Source organism: Bacillus sp. LL01 (genome assembly GCF_001037965.1).
Genome location: NZ_LFEL01000001.1, coordinates 614,926 through 632,721, shown reverse-complemented (window position 1 = coordinate 632,721; position 17,796 = coordinate 614,926). Strand labels below are relative to the sequence as shown.

At 40.5% G+C, this 17,796-nt stretch carries 16 protein-coding genes; 13 read left to right on the top strand and 3 right to left on the bottom strand.

The window, feature by feature from the left end; genetic code table 11:
* Positions 1-20 precede the first annotated feature (20 nt).
* The 10 genes from AB685_RS03155 to AB685_RS03110 all read left to right on the top strand — a co-directional run bounded on the left by AB685_RS03155 (position 21) and on the right by AB685_RS03110 (position 8,872).
* On the top strand, positions 21-1,205 hold the full coding sequence (locus AB685_RS03155; protein ID WP_047969072.1) for an acetyl-CoA C-acetyltransferase: 1,185 nt from the start codon (positions 21-23) through the stop codon (positions 1,203-1,205).
* 20 nt (positions 1,206-1,225) lie between these two features.
* A complete protein-coding gene (locus AB685_RS03150; protein ID WP_047969071.1) occupies positions 1,226-1,915 on the top strand; it encodes a CoA transferase subunit A in 690 nt (229 codons plus the stop codon).
* A gap of 18 nt (positions 1,916-1,933) precedes the next feature.
* Complete coding sequence (locus AB685_RS03145) at positions 1,934-2,596, top strand: CoA transferase subunit B (protein WP_047969070.1); 663 nt, start codon at positions 1,934-1,936, stop codon at positions 2,594-2,596.
* 686 nt (positions 2,597-3,282) lie between these two features.
* Complete coding sequence (locus AB685_RS03140) at positions 3,283-4,002, top strand: peptidase E (protein WP_047969069.1); 720 nt, start codon at positions 3,283-3,285, stop codon at positions 4,000-4,002.
* A complete protein-coding gene (locus AB685_RS03135; RefSeq protein WP_047969068.1) occupies positions 3,995-4,801 on the top strand; it encodes a protein phosphatase 2C domain-containing protein in 807 nt (268 codons plus the stop codon). Before AB685_RS03140 ends, AB685_RS03135 begins: the two co-directional genes overlap by 8 nt.
* Before the next feature lie 24 nt (positions 4,802-4,825).
* Complete coding sequence (locus AB685_RS03130) at positions 4,826-5,296, top strand: NUDIX domain-containing protein (protein ID WP_047969067.1); 471 nt, start codon at positions 4,826-4,828, stop codon at positions 5,294-5,296.
* Positions 5,297-5,320: 24 nt separating this feature from the next.
* Positions 5,321-5,758 (top strand): pyridoxamine 5'-phosphate oxidase family protein, encoded by a 438-nt coding sequence (locus AB685_RS03125; protein ID WP_047969066.1) that lies wholly within the window; start codon positions 5,321-5,323, stop codon positions 5,756-5,758.
* Positions 5,759-5,778: 20 nt separating this feature from the next.
* Positions 5,779-6,603 (top strand): DUF4037 domain-containing protein, encoded by an 825-nt coding sequence (locus tag AB685_RS03120; protein WP_047969065.1) that lies wholly within the window; start codon positions 5,779-5,781, stop codon positions 6,601-6,603.
* A 71-nt stretch (positions 6,604-6,674) separates the two neighbouring features.
* On the top strand, positions 6,675-7,430 hold the full coding sequence (locus AB685_RS03115) for an alpha/beta hydrolase (RefSeq protein WP_047969064.1): 756 nt from the start codon (positions 6,675-6,677) through the stop codon (positions 7,428-7,430).
* Between the two features lie 212 nt (positions 7,431-7,642).
* Positions 7,643-8,872 carry a hypothetical protein gene (locus tag AB685_RS03110; RefSeq protein WP_047969063.1) on the top strand — a complete coding sequence of 410 codons (1,230 nt, stop codon included), beginning with the start codon at positions 7,643-7,645 and terminating at the stop codon, positions 8,870-8,872.
* A gap of 76 nt (positions 8,873-8,948) precedes the next feature.
* On the opposite strand, the gene AB685_RS03105 is transcribed toward AB685_RS03110, so the two are convergent.
* Positions 8,949-9,260: a hypothetical protein gene (locus AB685_RS03105; protein ID WP_047969062.1), complete on the bottom strand. Its 312-nt coding sequence runs from the start codon at positions 9,258-9,260 to the stop codon at positions 8,949-8,951.
* A gap of 147 nt (positions 9,261-9,407) precedes the next feature.
* A complete protein-coding gene (locus AB685_RS03100) occupies positions 9,408-10,118 on the bottom strand; it encodes a vanadium-dependent haloperoxidase (protein ID WP_047969061.1) in 711 nt (236 codons plus the stop codon).
* A gap of 143 nt (positions 10,119-10,261) precedes the next feature.
* Here AB685_RS03100 and AB685_RS03095 point away from each other — a divergent pair, with 143 nt between their 5' ends.
* Complete coding sequence (locus tag AB685_RS03095) at positions 10,262-11,557, top strand: MFS transporter (protein WP_047969060.1); 1,296 nt, start codon at positions 10,262-10,264, stop codon at positions 11,555-11,557.
* Positions 11,558-12,100: 543 nt separating this feature from the next.
* Here AB685_RS03095 and AB685_RS03090 read toward each other — a convergent pair.
* Complete coding sequence (locus AB685_RS03090; protein ID WP_047969059.1) at positions 12,101-12,403, bottom strand: hypothetical protein; 303 nt, start codon at positions 12,401-12,403, stop codon at positions 12,101-12,103.
* Positions 12,404-12,683: 280 nt separating this feature from the next.
* Between AB685_RS03090 and AB685_RS03085 the strand changes: the two genes are divergently transcribed.
* Positions 12,684-13,211, top strand: coding sequence for a hypothetical protein (locus tag AB685_RS03085; RefSeq protein WP_047969058.1), 528 nt, complete (start codon positions 12,684-12,686; stop codon positions 13,209-13,211).
* 150 nt (positions 13,212-13,361) lie between these two features.
* Entirely contained in the window at positions 13,362-17,585 is a 4,224-nt protein-coding gene (locus AB685_RS03080; protein WP_082153477.1) for a tetratricopeptide repeat protein, read from the top strand.
* The last annotated feature ends 211 nt before the right edge of the window (positions 17,586-17,796 follow it).

The following is a 17,796-nucleotide window of genomic DNA, read 5'->3' as shown; positions in this document are numbered from 1 at the left end:
AGGCGAGAGGAGAGGAAATTATGTCGAATAAAGAAGTAGTCATTGTAAGCGCTGTCAGAACAGCGATAGGAAATTTTGGTGGGGTATTTAAAGATGTTTCCGCTCCACAATTGGGATCAGTAGTAATAAAAGAAGCGCTCGCAAAAGCCGGGCTTGCACCAGATAGTGTTGATGAAGTGATTATGGGGAATGTACTTCAGGCGGGTCTTGGTCAGAATCCTGCAAGACAGGCGGCGATGGCGGCAGGTCTTCCACAGGAAGTGTCGTCCATGACAATTAATAAAGTTTGTGGATCAGGGTTGAAGGCAGTACATCTTGCAACACAAGCCATTCTTGCTGGAGATGCTGACATTGTAGTAGCAGGTGGCATGGAAAACATGTCCCAGGCACCATACCTGCTAAAAGGCGCACGTGACGGATTACGTATGGGTGACCAGAAGGTAGTGGACAGCATGGTGGCGGACGGACTGACTTGTTCCTTCAATGACTACCATATGGGAGTAACAGCAGAAAATCTCTGCTCGAAATATGAATTAACCCGTGAAGAACAAGATGAGTTCGCGGCAAACAGCCAACAAAAAGCTGTCCAGGCAATCGAAGACGGCAAATTCAAAGATGAGATTGTTCCTGTGGAAGTGAAAAAGAAAAAAGAAATTCTGACGATAGATACGGATGAATATCCTAGAAAAGGAACCACAGCTGAAAAGCTAGGCGGATTACGTCCTGCTTTTAAAAAGGATGGTTCTGTAACAGCTGGTAACGCTTCTGGGATTAACGATGGAGCTGCAGCGGTAGTGGTAATGAGCAAGGAAAAAGCGGATGAGCTTGGCATCATGCCTCTTGTGAGGATTGTGGCAAATGCCAGCAGTGGAGTAGATCCAAGCATCATGGGAATCGGACCTGTTACAGCTGTGAAAAAAGCGATGGAAAAAGGCGGCCAGTCCATGGAAGAGATGGACCTTATTGAAGCAAATGAGGCCTTCGCAGCTCAAGCACTTGCAGTCGGCAGGGAATTGCAGTTCGAACCTGAAAAACTAAATGTTAATGGTGGTGCCATCGCACTTGGTCACCCGATTGGTGCAAGTGGAACTAGAATCTTAGTAACGCTTATTCATGAAATGAAACGTCGTGAAGCGAAAAAAGGTCTTGCAACATTATGTATCGGCGGCGGACAAGGTGTCGCTACCATAGTGGAAAACATATAAAGAGAGAGGTGCAACTTAAGATGAAACAAGTTTATACATCCTTTACAGAAGCGGTAAAAGACATCCATGATGGGGCAACAATTATGGTTGGCGGATTCGGGTTATGCGGAATTCCAGAGAATTTGATCCTTGCGCTTGTGGAAACAGGCGTCAAAGACTTGACAGTCATCTCAAACAATTGCGGCGTAGATGAATGGGGCCTTGGACTCTTATTGAAAAACAAACAGATTAAGAAAATGATAGGCTCCTATGTTGGAGAAAATAAAGAATTTGAGCGCCAGGTATTATCTGGTGAGCTTGAAGTCGAACTGACTCCACAAGGGACGCTAGCTGAGAAAATCAGAGCAGGAGGAGCGGGAATTCCTGCGTTCTACACACCAGCTGGAGTAGGGACGCCAATAGCAGAAGGCAAGGAAGTCCGTGAATTCAATGGAAAAGAATATTTGCTTGAAGAGGCATACAGTGCTGACTTCAGTTTAGTCAGAGCAACGAAAGCAGACAAAATGGGGAACCTCATCTACAACAAAACGGCTCGCAACTTTAATCCAATGATTGCTGCGGCAGGTAAAGTGACCATTGCGGAAGTGGAAGAGCTGGTGGAGATCGGTGACTTGGAACCAAACTTGATTCAAACACCAAGTATTTATGTCCAACGCCTGATCGTCGGACAACAGGAAAAGAAAATTGAACGCGTTACCACAAGAGACTAGCAAGGAGGGGAACAAACGATGACAACCATCAATAATCGTGAAAAAATAGCGAAAAGAGCAGAAAAAGAAATCGAGAATGGCTACTATGTGAACCTTGGAATCGGAATGCCCACCCTTGTGGCGAATTACATATCCGATAACAAACAGGTAGTTCTGCAATCAGAAAACGGCCTTTTAGGCATCGGGCCATACCCGACAAAAGAGAATGTGGACGCAGACTTGATTAATGCAGGAAAAGAAACTGTAACAGCCATCCCCGGAGCAGCCTACTTTGACAGCGCCGAATCATTCGCAATGATTCGTGGCGGTCATGTAAACATCGCAATCTTGGGCGGCATGGAAGTAAGTGAAAACGGCGACCTTGCCAACTGGATGATCCCAGGGAAAATGATCAAAGGCATGGGTGGCGCGATGGATCTTGTACATGGTGCAGAGCGTATCATTGTCATCATGGATCACGTCAACAAAGCTGGAGAAGCTAAAATTTTGAAAGAATGTACACTACCCCTGACCGGTAAAGGTGTGGTGGATAGAATCATAACAGACCGTGCAGTTATGGATGTAACAGAACGGGGCTTGAAGCTTGTGGAGGTTGCAAGCGGCTATACAGTGGAGGATATCCAGAACACGACGGAGCCAACTTTGATTGTGGATGAGCATGTGAGATTGGAGGCTTTTTAAGAGATTCAGTTTTTAAGGTAACAGGAGGGAGCAGTTATCCTTCCTGTTTTTTATATCTGGAACCATATTTTTATTTTCTTAAATAAAGAACAACTATAACCAATATTATTAGTCCTCCTAGAAAGAATGGACCCACACCCGAACTATAAACAACATAAATCCGGACGTGACGAACAATATTAACAACAAGCATTACTAATAAGCAAATACCCAAAAAAATAATTAAGTGTTTATGTTTATTCCTATTCAAGACACTCCGCCCCTTTGTTGAAGCATGTAAACTGATTAGGAAATAAGAAATCCTTATAAAACACTATGTCAACTTGATCTTGTATTATTCTGAAAGTTCATGCCAAACACCCTCAAACTGAGGGTGTTTTACTTGAAAACTGAAAAAGATTCTAAACCAATTATCTTTCTAACATCACAATGGCACAAATATCCCACATCAAATAAATCCCTTATTGATAAACTTAGTATAAAATTTAATGAAAATCTTATAACACCGGATTAGCTTCGGTGTTTTTGCTTGCTAACTTAATTGCAACAGGATATTTCGGAATTATTAATATTCTTCTTTTTCGCTATGGTACAATATGGATATTAGCTTCGTAATAATTTTATATACCTACCTAAAACATTTGTTTTTATAGAATGAGAACCTAAATGAAAAAGGAGATTAATATATGAAACAAATCATCGCACTTGGTGGAGGAGGGTTTTCCATGGAGCCCGAAAATCCATTGTTAGATACCTATATCCTTAAACAATCAGGTAAAACCACCCCGAAAATATGCTTTATCCCAACTGCCAGCGGTGACGCGGACAACTATATTGAAAGGTTTTATCAATTTTTTGAAAAACAGGACTGTAATCCTTCCCATCTTTCTCTTTTTAACCCACCTACTAGGGATTTGAAAAAATTCATATTGGAAAAAGATATCATCTATGTCGGTGGAGGAAACACTCGGAATCTATTAACACTTTGGAGAGAATGGGGGCTTGATACTGTTCTCAAAAATGCATATGATCAAGGTGTTTTATTGGCAGGTATTAGCGCAGGATCCATATGCTGGTTTCAAGAAGGGGTGACAGACTCTTTTGGAGATGAGTTGGAACCGATTGAGTGTCTCGGACTTCTAGAAGGCAGCAACTGCCCACATTATGACGGGGAAAAGGATAGAAGGCCATCGTATCAAGAAATGGTCGCAGACGACAAAATCCTTCCTGGTATAGCAACCGATGATGGTGTTGGCATCCATTATGTGAATAATAAACTGAAGCATATTGTCAGCTCAAGGCCAAACGCAAAAGCATATAAAGTTTTCTCTGAAAAAGGATTGAATGAGATAGAACTTCCAACTAAATATTTGGCACAATTAGGAGAGGAAGACAAGGGTGTTTAACAAAATAAGCTGGGTAGGAAGTAATAAAGATTATGTGGACGAAATTAGTGTAATTGAGGTAGGTAATAAAATTGTTCTGGGTCGTTTCGGTGGAAATTCCTCAGCAGGACAATATAAAAACGAAGATGGGTGTCTGATTTGGTGTGACGAAAAAAGTGATTGGGAGTTTGTAGCAATACTAGACGCACATTATACAGCGGAAAGCGCGGAACTTGTCCTATCAATCTTGGAAAAGAATGAGTCAAGGTTTCTAGCCATCATGCAATTACCGGTAAAAAGTTTATTCGCAAAGCTGAATGCCCTTGTCCTAGAGATCTTTCAAAGCGAAAGCTTCAAACGGGAATGTGAGAGAGTCCAGGGGGAAACAGCTTGCTTATTGGCTTTTAGAATAGATAAGTATTTATGGTGGTTTTCGGTGGGGGACTGCCTATTGTTTCTACATCATCCGGAACTTGAGAGGTTGTGCGAATATCAACAGAACCATCGCAGCTTTTATGAGTGGGTCGGTAAGGAAAGCACATTCAACAAGGACGTTCCTTGTTATAGCACTGGTGTGAAGGAACTGCGAACAGGTGAAAACCAGATATTGATGACAACGGACGGGCTGGTGGAATGTCCGAATACGTCCTATAGTGATGCAAAAGAAATTTTCCATAATTTTCAGGGTGCGACTTGCTCTATAGGAGTTAAGAGAGTACTGGAGGATATCCAATCAAAAGACGTCCGGGATAGCACAACGATTGTTTCGTGGATCATACATAGAACAAGCAAAGCAACCATTCCAAGCGACTTAAAGTAAAACGCAATAAGGTGGGGTACATACATGTCATATCATATTAGAGTAAGAGCTGGCGCAATGATCGTACAGGACGAATCCATTCTTTTGATTGAATTCAAGTACGAGAATGGCTTGCATTATAACTTGCCGGCTGGCGGAACGGAGCCAGGGGAAACAGTACTGGAAGCTGTAAAAAGAGAAGCGTTAGAGGAAGCGTCCATTGATGTGAAAGTGGGACCTTTAGCATTTGTATATGAATACGCGCCACACATAAACAACAATAAGTATGGAGAAACGCACTCATTGGGATTAATTTTTGAATGCAAAATAAAAGAAGGCTGTACAGCTAAGTTGCCGGAAAACCCTGATCCAAATCAGACGGGAGTGAAATGGATTTCACTATCTGAATTAGATCAAGTAATACTATATCCGAATATCAGGGAACATATTCTCCGATATGTTGAAAATAAACGCAACATTAACATCATAGAAGAGCAGCATCTGGAGGACTATTGATAAATTGAAAGGAGGAGGTTTACATTGAAAATTATCCGGGATAAAAATAGAAGCTTTGAGTTGGATGAAATGCTTAATAAACCACTTTTTGCTCATTTGGCAACCGTTCAGGATGATACACCAAAAGATTCTCCAGTTTGGTTCCACTGGGGCAACAACGAACTATGGATAATCGGAACTGCCTCAGATACTTTCCCAAAAAGAATTCAGCACAACCCAAAGTGTGCGATTGGTATTGTCGATTTTGATTCCACTACAGGTAAAGTTCTACATGCAGGATTCCGGGGCACGGGGACTGTAGAACGTTTTGATCCGGATATAGCATATAAAATAATTTCGAAATATCTTGGTATAGATGAAACAAAATGGGATCGGCGTTTTCAAAACTTAGATGCATCTAATGTATTAATTAATTTTAAACCTGTGACGGTCGTGGTAAGAGATCAGTCTTATGAAAAATAGAATTTATGGGTGGAGAAAAAATGAACTTGAAAGAAAAAGCAATTGAAATGACAGCAATCTATAAGGAAAATACGAAAATTGAAGCAATCCTCCTTGCGGGCTCGGTAGCACAGGGATGGGAGGATGAGTTTTCAGATATAGAATTGCATCTATTCTGGAAGGAACCGCCGATGGACTGGGAAAGAAGGGGACCTATTCTTTCTGTAAAAGGGGAAATTTTAACCTTTCATCCTTATGAAGACGAAGAATGGTCTGAATCTTATTTAACAGGTGAAGGAATCAAAATGGAAATCAGTAATTTTCTTTCCTCTACCATCAATCGTACTGTAAATGATGTAGTGGTCAAATATAACCCTTGTTATGATAAGCAATGCCTGGTTTCTTCTATACATGATGGTATTGCTTTACATGGCGAAAGAATAATTCATGCATTTAAAAACGGCGTGGTAAACTATCCAAACGAACTTGCCGTTAAAATGATTTCAGAGAATCTTGAGTTCGGCAGTAGGTGGAATAACCGTCAGGCTCTTCTAAGACGTCAGGATTGGCTAATGTATTATGAGATTATTTGTGACGTGCAAAAGAAACTAATGGGAGTTTTATTTGGGTTGAACTCCATATATGTGCATCATCCTTCGTTCAAGTGGATGCCATATAAGACAGAGCAGTTGCATGTAAAACCAATTGATTTCCTCCCTAGAATGAACAATGTTTTAAAAGGAAACCCTGAGGAAAGTCTCGAAAGAATGGAACTGTTAGTCCTAGATGTGATCAAACTTGTGGAAATCCATAAACCAGAAATAAATATAAAGAAGCAAAAGCAGACTATTAGTTTTGTAAAGTAGGGAGTACATTGTGTAGATAAAGTAGATTATCAGTTATTGAAGACATTAGAGGAAATAAGGGGATAGTAAAGATGAATAATCAAGAAGAATCAAGCAGCAGTTTAAACGGTTTCCATTTGTATCATGAAACATATGGAGATAAGAATGGAATACCCACTATTATCATGGATGCGGGGTATGGAGATAATTCGAAGGCTTGGGAATCTATCTATCCTGCAATCTCAAAATTCACCCAGGTCTTTCTATATGACAGGGCAGGATTAGGAAGAAGTGAAAAAAGCCCTAATCCGAGAACCAGCATATTTATGGTAGAAGAATTAAGAGAACTCTTGAAGAATAGGAATATTAAGGCACCGTATATTCTTGTAGGACACTCATTTGGAGGAGTGAACATGCGGTTATACTCCAACCTGTACCCTCAGGAGGTAGTTGGACTAGTACTGATAGACTCTACTCCAGAAGAATATCGGGAACGATTTCTTACCACCATGTCTGAAGAATTCCAGGAAGCCTACAATAAACAGTTCAATTATGAAGGCAACTACAGAGAGTTCATGGAGAGTTTAGAACAGCTGAAAATAAGTAACAAAGTTTTGGATACACCTACTATTGTGATGTCTGCAGGAAGAAAGGAACATTACACTAAGGAATCTCAACTTTTATGGCATAGGATGCAAGAGGAGATTCTAAGGTTTTCAACCAATGGTCAATTTGTAAATGCACAAAATAGTACCCATTATATACAAAATGATGAACCGCAGTTGGTGATAAACACAATTGAAAGATTAATAAAATCTATATCAAAAAGTATTGTATCAAACAATTGAATAATGAAACAGGAAGATTGATCTTACGTCCACCATCTGAAAAAGGGATGCTCATTTCAACTATTTTTTGTGGGAAGAATGAAACAATGGAGAGTATTTTAAACATGGAAAAAGCTATTTTGAAAAAGAATTCATCTCTACTCACTGCACCCCCCACATAAGAAATAGAAACGCATAAATAAGGATATCCTACCAACAGGAGGGATGTCCAAATGGTTCTTAGAGTTTTATTGTTATTCATAACCTATTGCCTCATACATACACCTATAGCTCTTGCAAATACAGACTCCCCGCTCAAAGCCGCATTCATCAGAGATAAACAACTTTGGATGCTGGAGGGAAATAAAGAGCAACAATTAACCACTGATCAATACGTTCGCTCACCAAAATGGTCCCGAGACGGCCGTTTCATTGCCTATATAGACTCAGACGAAAACGGTGAAAAATCCAACTTGTGGGTCTATGATACACAAACGCAAAAAAACTACCAGCCTTATGAAACCATAGAAACAAGAGATTTTCAATGGTCTCCGATTTCTAATCAGATTGCCTATAATTCAAGAGGTATCTTAAATGTGACGAAAATAATGAATGGACTACCGATGGGATTTGAAAATGTCGTACTTGGTGTAAGCGACTTTGTTTGGATGCCGAGCGGGGAGGGATTTATTGTATCTTCCCAGGCCGACCTGCTTCCTACCGGTTGGGGACCGATTCCTTTATTCAAAGTTCCGATAGATGCAAAACTTGACGGAAGCAAGGTCAAGCCGTTCTATACCATTGAAACGGATAAAGATTTATTTGCTATTGATGCAAATTATTTCAAATGGAGTGAGGATAATAGGTGGTTAAGTTTTTTGGCCATTCCCACTGCATCTTGGGCTAACGACAGTAACACACTTTGTGTCCTCTCATCCAAAGGCGATCAATTCCAAGTGATAGGAAACATGCTATGGTATAGTGATTGGTTTAAGTGGGCACCAAAAGAAAATAAGCTTGCCTACATATCGGGTGAAGGAAGGTTTCTTGTCACTGACAAGAAAACGAAGATTGCCGACATCCCCATTTCTAGCCAACAGAAGGAATACACTCCAAAAGGTTATGTGGACCTGGATCTTGATTGGTTCTCAGAAAACGAAGTGATTGTGGCCAGGGCTGTTGAAAATAAAGAATGGGATGAGGGACCAGTTCCAACGATGCACACGAGTCTATATGTCATTAACATTATTTCAGGGGAGCAACGGCAGATAACTTTTCCGGCGAATGAGGAATATGATAGGAGCCCTCAGGCTATTCAGCAATATGTTACTTGGGTTCGAAAAGATGAAGCAAGTAATAATGTGTTGATAAAAGAAGGTTTAGAAGGTAAAGAGAAGATTTGGTTAAGGGGAGTAGATGAGGTACCTGAGATTTTTGAATCTAAAAACAAGAACTTGGATTAATTAGCCGAGAGCAATTTAGGGTTTTCTGTAATGTGGAAAATAGGATTATTAAATAAAAAGGTGATTTTTGATGAAATCACCTTTCTAAAATGATGGCTACCACCGGTGCAGCAATTGCCAAAATCGAAAGTATGGTAAAAAATAGCGCTCTTCTTTTTGGCCCGAGAAAGTATAGATAAACCAATAAGAAATAGATGAAGACGGAGATTAGTAGAAAAATAGAAAACTTAAAAAGTTTCTTTTGTGTCATAATAGCCCCTTCATATTGATGAAATCCTAAATTAGGGTCTATTGTCATAGGATTTGTCATGGCCATGATAATCATGCCGAGAAAGATCATAACTCCCAATAAATTCATTAAGCTTCTCATAGTCAGTTTTCTATTCATTATCTGCTCCCGTAATTTTTTCTTGTCTTAGATAATATACGTAGAATAGATTTGGAAAGTTTCATTTTCTTATGTTAGGAGAGTAGTGAATTAACTAAGTCGTATGGTTTAATAGATATATTTTATACCAAACCCCAAAAGAAAGGGTTATTGCTTTACATCCTGCTCCCTTAACACCTCCACCACCATCCTGCCGATTTGCCTGCCAAGCCTTAATCCTTCATCATTATCCACTTTAAAATGTACACCTGCATACAAACGGGACTGGGCGCAAGCATCCGTTGTAGCCTTGATCGTTGCTTGTTCCTGTGGAAAATAATAAGTCATAATTTCTTGCGCAGCCCCAGCCAAACAGGCGTGAGCGGAAGGGTATGCAGGAAAACGTGGTGTGTCCATGATCTTTCTAATATTTCTGCCGTATTGGTTAGGACGGGCTACGTCCCATAGGTACTTCAGGTACCAGGAAACGACGAAAACATCGTTCATAGTGGCGTGAAAAAACCCCTGCATGCGGGCACAATTCGGGGATCCCATTGGATATTGAGCAACCCAGTCATAAAGCATAGTAGAAAATCTTTCCGCAATTTCTCCTGTAGCCCAGTATTGAGCACTTTGGATCTGTTGTGGCGTTAAGAACCTCATCGTTTGTTCTACAATATCCAACTCTCTATTCCAGTCAATGGATAAAGGATCTTTTATCTGCCATGTTATTTCCTTGCCAAAGGGATCCAAGAATCTGTTCCCGCTCTCGCGTCTTATGAAAAACATCGGCCAATAACCAGCATTAGGATTTCCGATTGGTGGGGCTTGTTCCCCTTGATATGGGTATTGGGACCAACGTCTATACTCTGAACGCATGAAGTTCAACCCCTTAGTAAGTTCTTTTAATTCTTTATGACAGGATGGAAAAATATATGTTAAAAACAATAAGTCAAATGGGGGTCTGCATGCTAAAATAGGGTGTATATTTATGAGTTGCTACCGGAAGGCGGAATAAAGATATGTCACAAAAAACAAGTACAACGGAAAAAGTAGTATATTCCCCTGAAAAACTACAGCAATTATATCGACGAACACTCATCATTGTCGTTCTATCCCAAGTTTTTGGAGGGGCCGGACTTGCAGCAGGAATCACGGTTGGTGCACTGCTTGCTCAAGACATGCTTGGTACTGATGCTTATTCTGGTGTTCCTGTAGCCTTATTGACACTAGGTTCAGCTGGTGCAGCTTATTTGGTTGGTCGAATGTCGCAAAGATTTGGGCGACGGGTCGGTTTGGCCGGTGGCTTTTTAACAGGTGGAATCAGCGCTTTAGGGGTAGTGCTTGCAGCTGTAACCAATAATGTGTGGCTGCTGTTCTTTTCACTACTATTTTATGGAGCTGGGACGGCATCCAATCTTCAAGCAAGATATGCCGGAACAGATTTGGCATCTGCCAAACAGCGCGGAAAGGCAATCAGTATTGCACTAGTTTCTACTACAATTGGGGCAGTAGCAGGTCCGAATCTAGTCGGAGTGACGGGGAATTTCGCGGTTTCAATAGGCGTTCCTTCACTAGCTGGTCCTTTTATTTTGGGAGCGGCTGCTTTTATAATAGCGGGATTGATCTTACTTGTCTTCATGAAACCGGATCCTTTATTGGTATCTAAAGCATTGGATATAGTGACCCCTGTAAATACAGAGGATATCCAAAATATAATTCCTTCAAAAAATAACCGTGGAATTATCGTTGGTGCATCTGTAATGGTTCTGACTCAGATGGTAATGGTTGCAATCATGACCATGACACCCATTCATATGGGGCACCACGGACATGGACTGGACGCAATCGGGCTTGTAATTGGGATTCATATCGGGGCCATGTATCTACCGTCATTAATTACAGGAGTGCTGGTAGATAAGGTCGGCCGAACGGCAATGGCATCATCAGCAGGTGTAACGTTACTGCTTGCTGGAATCGTCGCTGCCATAGCTCCTGGTGACAATTTATTTGTTCTGATTTTGGCTTTGGCCTTACTTGGGATGGGCTGGAATTTTGGTTTAATAAGTGGGACTGCAACAATCGTGGATGCCACAACACCTGCCACACGTGCAAAGGTCCAGGGCTCCATGGATGTGCTGGTAGCCTTGTCAGGTGCCACTGGTGGCATGATGTCAGGAATGATAGTTGCCCAGACGAGTTATGCCATGCTTTCCATAGGTGGTGGACTACTATCCCTTCTGTTATTGCCTTTGATTATCTGGGCCAGCAGAGGAAACGTGGTTGCCAAACACGAGAAAAATAAAAAAACGGCGTAAGAAGCAATCAAACTGTGTACGCTGTTTTTTTGAAAATAAAAGTGGTGGGGGGAATATATTGACTTATGGGGGGAATATCTTGTTTACTGGTTTAATTCCACTCTGTTATGGGGGGAATAATCTGTTCTTTGGGGGGATTCTGATGATGATGGGGGAATTGATGTGATAAATGGGGGGATTCACCTCAATTAATGGTTGAAATAAGCACCTATACTGATGAGAATAACGACTTGAGTGGGGGGATTAGAAAGAAAAAATGATTGAATATGGAAATAGGGTCATAATTATAAGTTTATGAGGCTAGAAAGTTGAGAAGTGATTGATTCCCACCCACTCCCTATGTGCAAAATAAGTAGCACTGCAACAATCTTTGAAAAGATATCCTATGAAAATAACGATCCCCCCTGTTGATTGCAGAGCAGGAGGGGGATAGCGGTAGACTTAAGAACTCTCAGGCCAATTAAGGAGGCTTAAGCACCGCCCTTAGGATGAGAGAACCCACGAAAAGGAAATCTTCAGGAGTTTAACAGATAGATAGTTTACTTATTTCCCCTTAACCTTTTCCATCTCCTCGGACACAACAAATGCCAGATCGTCATTACCAAACATAGAAAGAACTCCTAAAACTGTATCATATGAAATATCCCCGGCCTCTTCCTTTGACACTGTAAGCTCCAGAGCTTGAGCAAGCGTAGGGTTGTTTGCCTGGTGGGGATATGCCTTCGTATAAAGCGTAAATGGATCCAAGTTATGATTGATACACCACTGTGCAAATACTAATATCATCATATTTTCTTCTTTTTGATAGTTTTGTATGATTGCTTGTTCCATTTCTTTTTTATCCATTATGTAATTTCTCCTTTAATTTTGTGGCTGTTTTCGTAAACTTGCCGACTTTTCACTAGTGGAAAACAACAATTTATGAGAAAAGAGCCTTTCTAGTAAATTCATTATAAGGCAAATCAGGACGGGAACCAACCTTATCTCTATTTAGAACAACTAATTGTTCTCTTTTAAGAAAAATTTGAATTTTAAGTAAAAAACCCATGACGTTTGTTATATAATGAGGGAAAATTAGTATAGGGATATTTTACCTAATTTTATAGTTAATGGGGTGGAGCTGAAAATGGAAGTCGGTGATTTGCTTTTTGTTAAGGGGAATTGTAATTTCAGCCCTTTTATACGTTTTTTTCTTAAATCTGATTACACCCATGTGACCATTGCTGTGGATGAAGAGCATATATGTGAAGTGGATCTGTATCGTAAAATGGAAATTTTGAAGAATCCTTATAAAGAGTACGATCTATACAGACTGAAAGTGAACTTGACGCCTGATCAACAAAAAGAACTCCTTCATTTTTTACATAAAAAAGTTTCCACTTCCATAGGGTATGATTGGTGGCGATTGATATCATTATGTATCAAACGTTATTTTCGCTGGAATATCATTATCCATGAGCAGGACCGTTACATTTGTTCTGAAATAATTGACAAGGCCTTTCAGCATCTAGGGATAGATCTAGTGGAGGATTTGGTCACAGGTGATGTAACACCTCTAGATATAATGAGGTCAGATCGGATTCAATATATCTCTTCTGTATATAGAGTTAAAAATTCTCAGATGGGAAAAGGAACTTTCAATAAAAGTGGATAAAACTAGGGAGAAAGGTTGCCTGTATGGGCAGCTTTTTATTTTCATTTACTGTTCTTTTCACCTACGAAAAATAGATGGTAAATTTAAAAAAAACGTCGTATATTTAATTTAGTTATGTAAAAATTTTGAATTGAATCTGAGGAGAAGTTCATGATGAAAACCAAACAGTTGTCACATTTACTGAAAGAAGCTAATTATCAAGCTGCGTTACAACTTTTTATAGATGCTTATACTGATTTCACGAAAAAACCAATACTTTCTGCTTTCAGGGAGGTCCTAGCACTATCTGATGATGATTTGAGGCCCATCTTACAGGTGATGGACGTTGCTATGATGGATGATGTTTCAGGAATATTGATAAGAGCCAATTATCGTAGAAAAAAGACGGTTTCTTCCACCATCTGGTTTTGTGAGGAGCTGATGGACCAGGGAGAGTTCATTGAAGCGGAGGACTTGCTGTTAACGTTGTTACAGGAGGAAATCACGAAGAAGGAAGAAGAAAAAATCGCATATAACCTTGCTATTGCCTGCATGCGGATGAGACGTTTCCGAGCCGCCTATGATTATATGAAAAGGTGTGAGGAATTGACTTCCAATTCCATGCAAACCCGCTGGGGCTATTACTATCTTCAAAAAGGGGAATGGGACGAAGGTGTAAAGTTTCTCCTTGAAGGATTACACGATAAGAAGGACGGAGTCTATGCTTATGGAATGCTGATCAGACATTATATGCTCCAGGGGAATTGGCAGGAAGCGAAAGCTTATATCGATCAAGCGACACTTCAATACCCTGATTTTCCAAGAGTGCATATGGAGAAACTGAGATACCATTATAAAACGAAAGAGTGGCCTGAACTGAGGGAAACGGTTATCGCATTTCAGGAGATTACGCCTTTTCATAGCTATCAGACGGTCAACAGCTTGTGGGTTGCAGAGAGCTATTACCATGAACATAATATTTCAGCCTTACAGGATTTTTTGCAAAAGAAAGAAGTAATAGCTAATCAGACCCACTTTAAACATCTGCCGGAAACAATCAAAAGAGAATCCATTTTTATTAAGGATTACAAACCTACCATCCAAAAGAGCAACTACTGTGTACCTGCGAGTCTTGAGATGGTATTTAGCATGTATGACCTTCATGTTCCTCAAGAGGAAGTGGCAGAGTCCATTTTTACGGTGACAGGTTCAAGTATATCAAAGGCAATCACCTTTCTAGAGCACAAGGGATTCTATAGCAGATATTTCTATAGCAATGTTGAATTGATCAAGCAGCTACTACAATCCGATGTTTCTGTCATCATGAGTTTGGAGTATCCTACATCCTCCCATGTGCAGGTGGTTGTCGGTTATGACGATAATTTGCAGTGCCTACTTATCCAGGATCCCAACTTGACCGATGTCATCTATGTGGAATATGAGAAGTTTCATGATGAATTTAGTAATAGTCATGCGTTAGCAATTGCGGTCGTTCCATCACAACAGGCTGCTTCTCTCCATTTCCTGGATGAAAAGGAACATGAGGTTGCAGCTAAAATACAGTTGCTTGGAGAAAACTGTAATGACGAATTTGAGGAAGAGGATAAAATCTTTATCCGCGATAATATAACAGACATTATCGTTGCTGCAAGTTTCTTGAAATTCCTTGCCAAACATGATGAGGAAGAACTGCTCGCACAAGCTGCAGCCGCAGTGGAACAGTCCGATTTTGAAAAGGAGTATAAGTACCTTATCATTGCGATGGCTTATGTCCGTGTTAAAAGATGGAGCAAAGCGGAGGAATATCTTGAACAAGTAAAATCTCATTATTATCAATCTGCCTACTGGTATTTAAAAGGAAGGATCCACTACGAGAAGAACGAACATGAAGAAGCAGCAAGATGTCTCAAAACAGGAATCACATTTGAAGCGGATGATTTTGTTTTGTGGTCCTATCTTGCCCTTTCGACTTCCTTCCAAGGGTTGGATGAACTGGCTCTGAGTTATTCGTCGATTGCCATGGATATTAATGATTTGGATACATTCACCAGAATAAACCACGGAATGATTTTGTTTGATAATAAGTTATTTATAGAGGCAAAAGAACAATTCAGTTCGGTCTTAAAGGAAGTAAAAGCGCATGGGCATGCATGGTTTGAAAGAGCAAGATGTGACAAAGAACTGGAACGGTACCGTCATGCAGAAAGAGGATTCAGGATAGCCATTTCCTTAGATCCAGAAATAGCCGCCCCGTATCGTGAACTTTCGCATCTTTACGAATTTGTCTTTATGCAACCAGAGAAGGTGGAGCCCCTTTTACAGAATGGGTTAAAAGAATCGGAGGAAGCTATTCTCCTCCTACTGGAATTTGGTGACTACTATGAGCGCCAGAAAGAGTATGAGAAAGCGAGATTACTATACTTACGTACAACAGAGAAATACCCAGAGGATCCGGCAGGATGGGTAAATCTTGGTCATCTTTTAAAAGAAGAAGGCAAATTCAGTGACGCGTACAATTGGCTGAATGAGCATTATGAGAGGTTCGAGGACGACAGTGAGTATTTAGTGAATGCGGGGAAATATATGTGGGAAGCCGGACTTGAAATGGATGCATCCTCTGGTCATCTGGAACAGGCACTGGCTTTTCTTGAAAAGGGTATCAACCATACTCCTGCAAATATCGAAGACGCATTGGAACTGTATGTCAATCTGATTGAAGAAACTCCTTATAATGAAAGAGGAATCGAATTCCTCCAGGCCAAACACGAAGAAGATCCGGAAAACCACCTCTATTCAACTTATATGGGATGTCTGTACGAAAGTAGCGGATTGTGGTATCAAGCAAAAGAGTGTTATGAGATGGGGCTGTCCAAGGCATACGAGATTCTTCCTCTTTATCGGTTAGGGGAGATATTTGTTAAACTCGGGGAAGATAAGGAAGCCAGAAAATATTACAAAAAGGTAATCGAGCTTGACCCAACTCACGTTCAAGCCCATATCAACATTGCTGATATCTGTCAACGTCTGAACCATAAAGTTCAAGAGCTTTTTCACATCCGTAAGGCATTTGATCTTAATCCTTATACGATAAATATTGAGTATTTTGTCTCCCTATTAAAGGAAAAAGAATTGGTTGAACTGAAGGAGGAATTAGAAAATTTACTCAATGAAAGAAATGCTTCTTTTGTATATGACAGCCTTGGGTATGTGTATGGGAAGTTAGGTGACCAGGGAAAAGAGGAGGAGCTTGTGTCAAAAGCCCTTGCCTTAGAACCTGAGGAGACACCACTCCTTATGCATCAGATAAAAATTATGATAAATAAGAGGAATTTTGCAGATGCCAAGAAAGCGATTCTTCCATTAATATGTAAGGACATGGAAGACCGCAATCTGTATGACCTTTTTGTAGATATCCATGCAAGAGCCGGATCTATGCTAACCCTAGAAAAAGTAGTAAACCGGTTAAAGCTTTCTGATCATCAAACTAGTAAAGTCAGTATGTACACAGCAGCTGCCTATGACAAAGTGCTTCTGGAAAGAAGGAAAAAGGAAGAGTACGACCTTACCAAAACAAACTGGTTCAAGAAGCTAAAAAGCTTTGGCAAAGCAAGTGTGGACTTTGGCGTGCTGATCAGTCTTTACGAAAATGCGCTCAAGCATGACAGGGAGAATGTAACAGCGGTCTTCTGGCTGGCAGATGTCTATCTACAGCTCGATATGAAAACGGATGCCATCAAAACGTATGAAAAATTCCTGAAACATCACTGGGATCATGATGTCGCTTACCAACTAACTTCTACCATACTTGAGTATTTGGAAGAAGCACCTGAGAAAAAACATCATCAATATCTGCTCCAAGCGCAAGAGATGGTTGAAAAGTGTCTGGCAGAAGAAGAATCTTCGATGTATCTGTTGCAGTATGGATATGTACTCAAGTTACAAGGAAATCTCGGGGAAGCAGAATCATCCTTTAGCCAAGTGATCGAGTCCGAACCCGATGATCCGGCTGCTTACTACCAGCTGGCCCTACTTTACAGAGAAACCAATCGCTTTTTAGAAGCGAAAGAAACGATATGGAAAGCATTAGAAATTGCTCCAGAAGACATTCAGATAATGAATGAAGCCAGTATAGCTTTAAGGTTGAATGACGAATTCCTTGCCGCACTGAAAATGGTGGATAAGGCGCTAGAAATAGATCCGGAAGATGCCCAGCTGTTATATAACCGGGCATGTTATCTATCGCTGTTAGAAAGATTTGAGGAATCATCCGCACAATTAGCTGAAATATTTGAAGTAGATGAAGATGGTATTTTTATTGAAATGTCGATGGATGATGAAGATTTGGATCCGTTAAAGGAAGCAGGAATGTTCCCTCTTGAAGTGTCTGAACAATAGTGTAGAGAGACAGGGACAATGCACCTCGTGCTTGTTCCTGTTTTATTTTAAAAGTAAGTATAGTATCTGGTTGATTTCCGTTTCAGGGGCTTCGCTTTCCTGCGAGCGGTCCGTAAGCCTCTTCACTCCGTCGGGGTCTTACCTGTCCCTTTCTCCTGCTGGAGTCTGCGCGCCAGCCACTTCAATCAACTAGGTAATTTCATTCACCGTT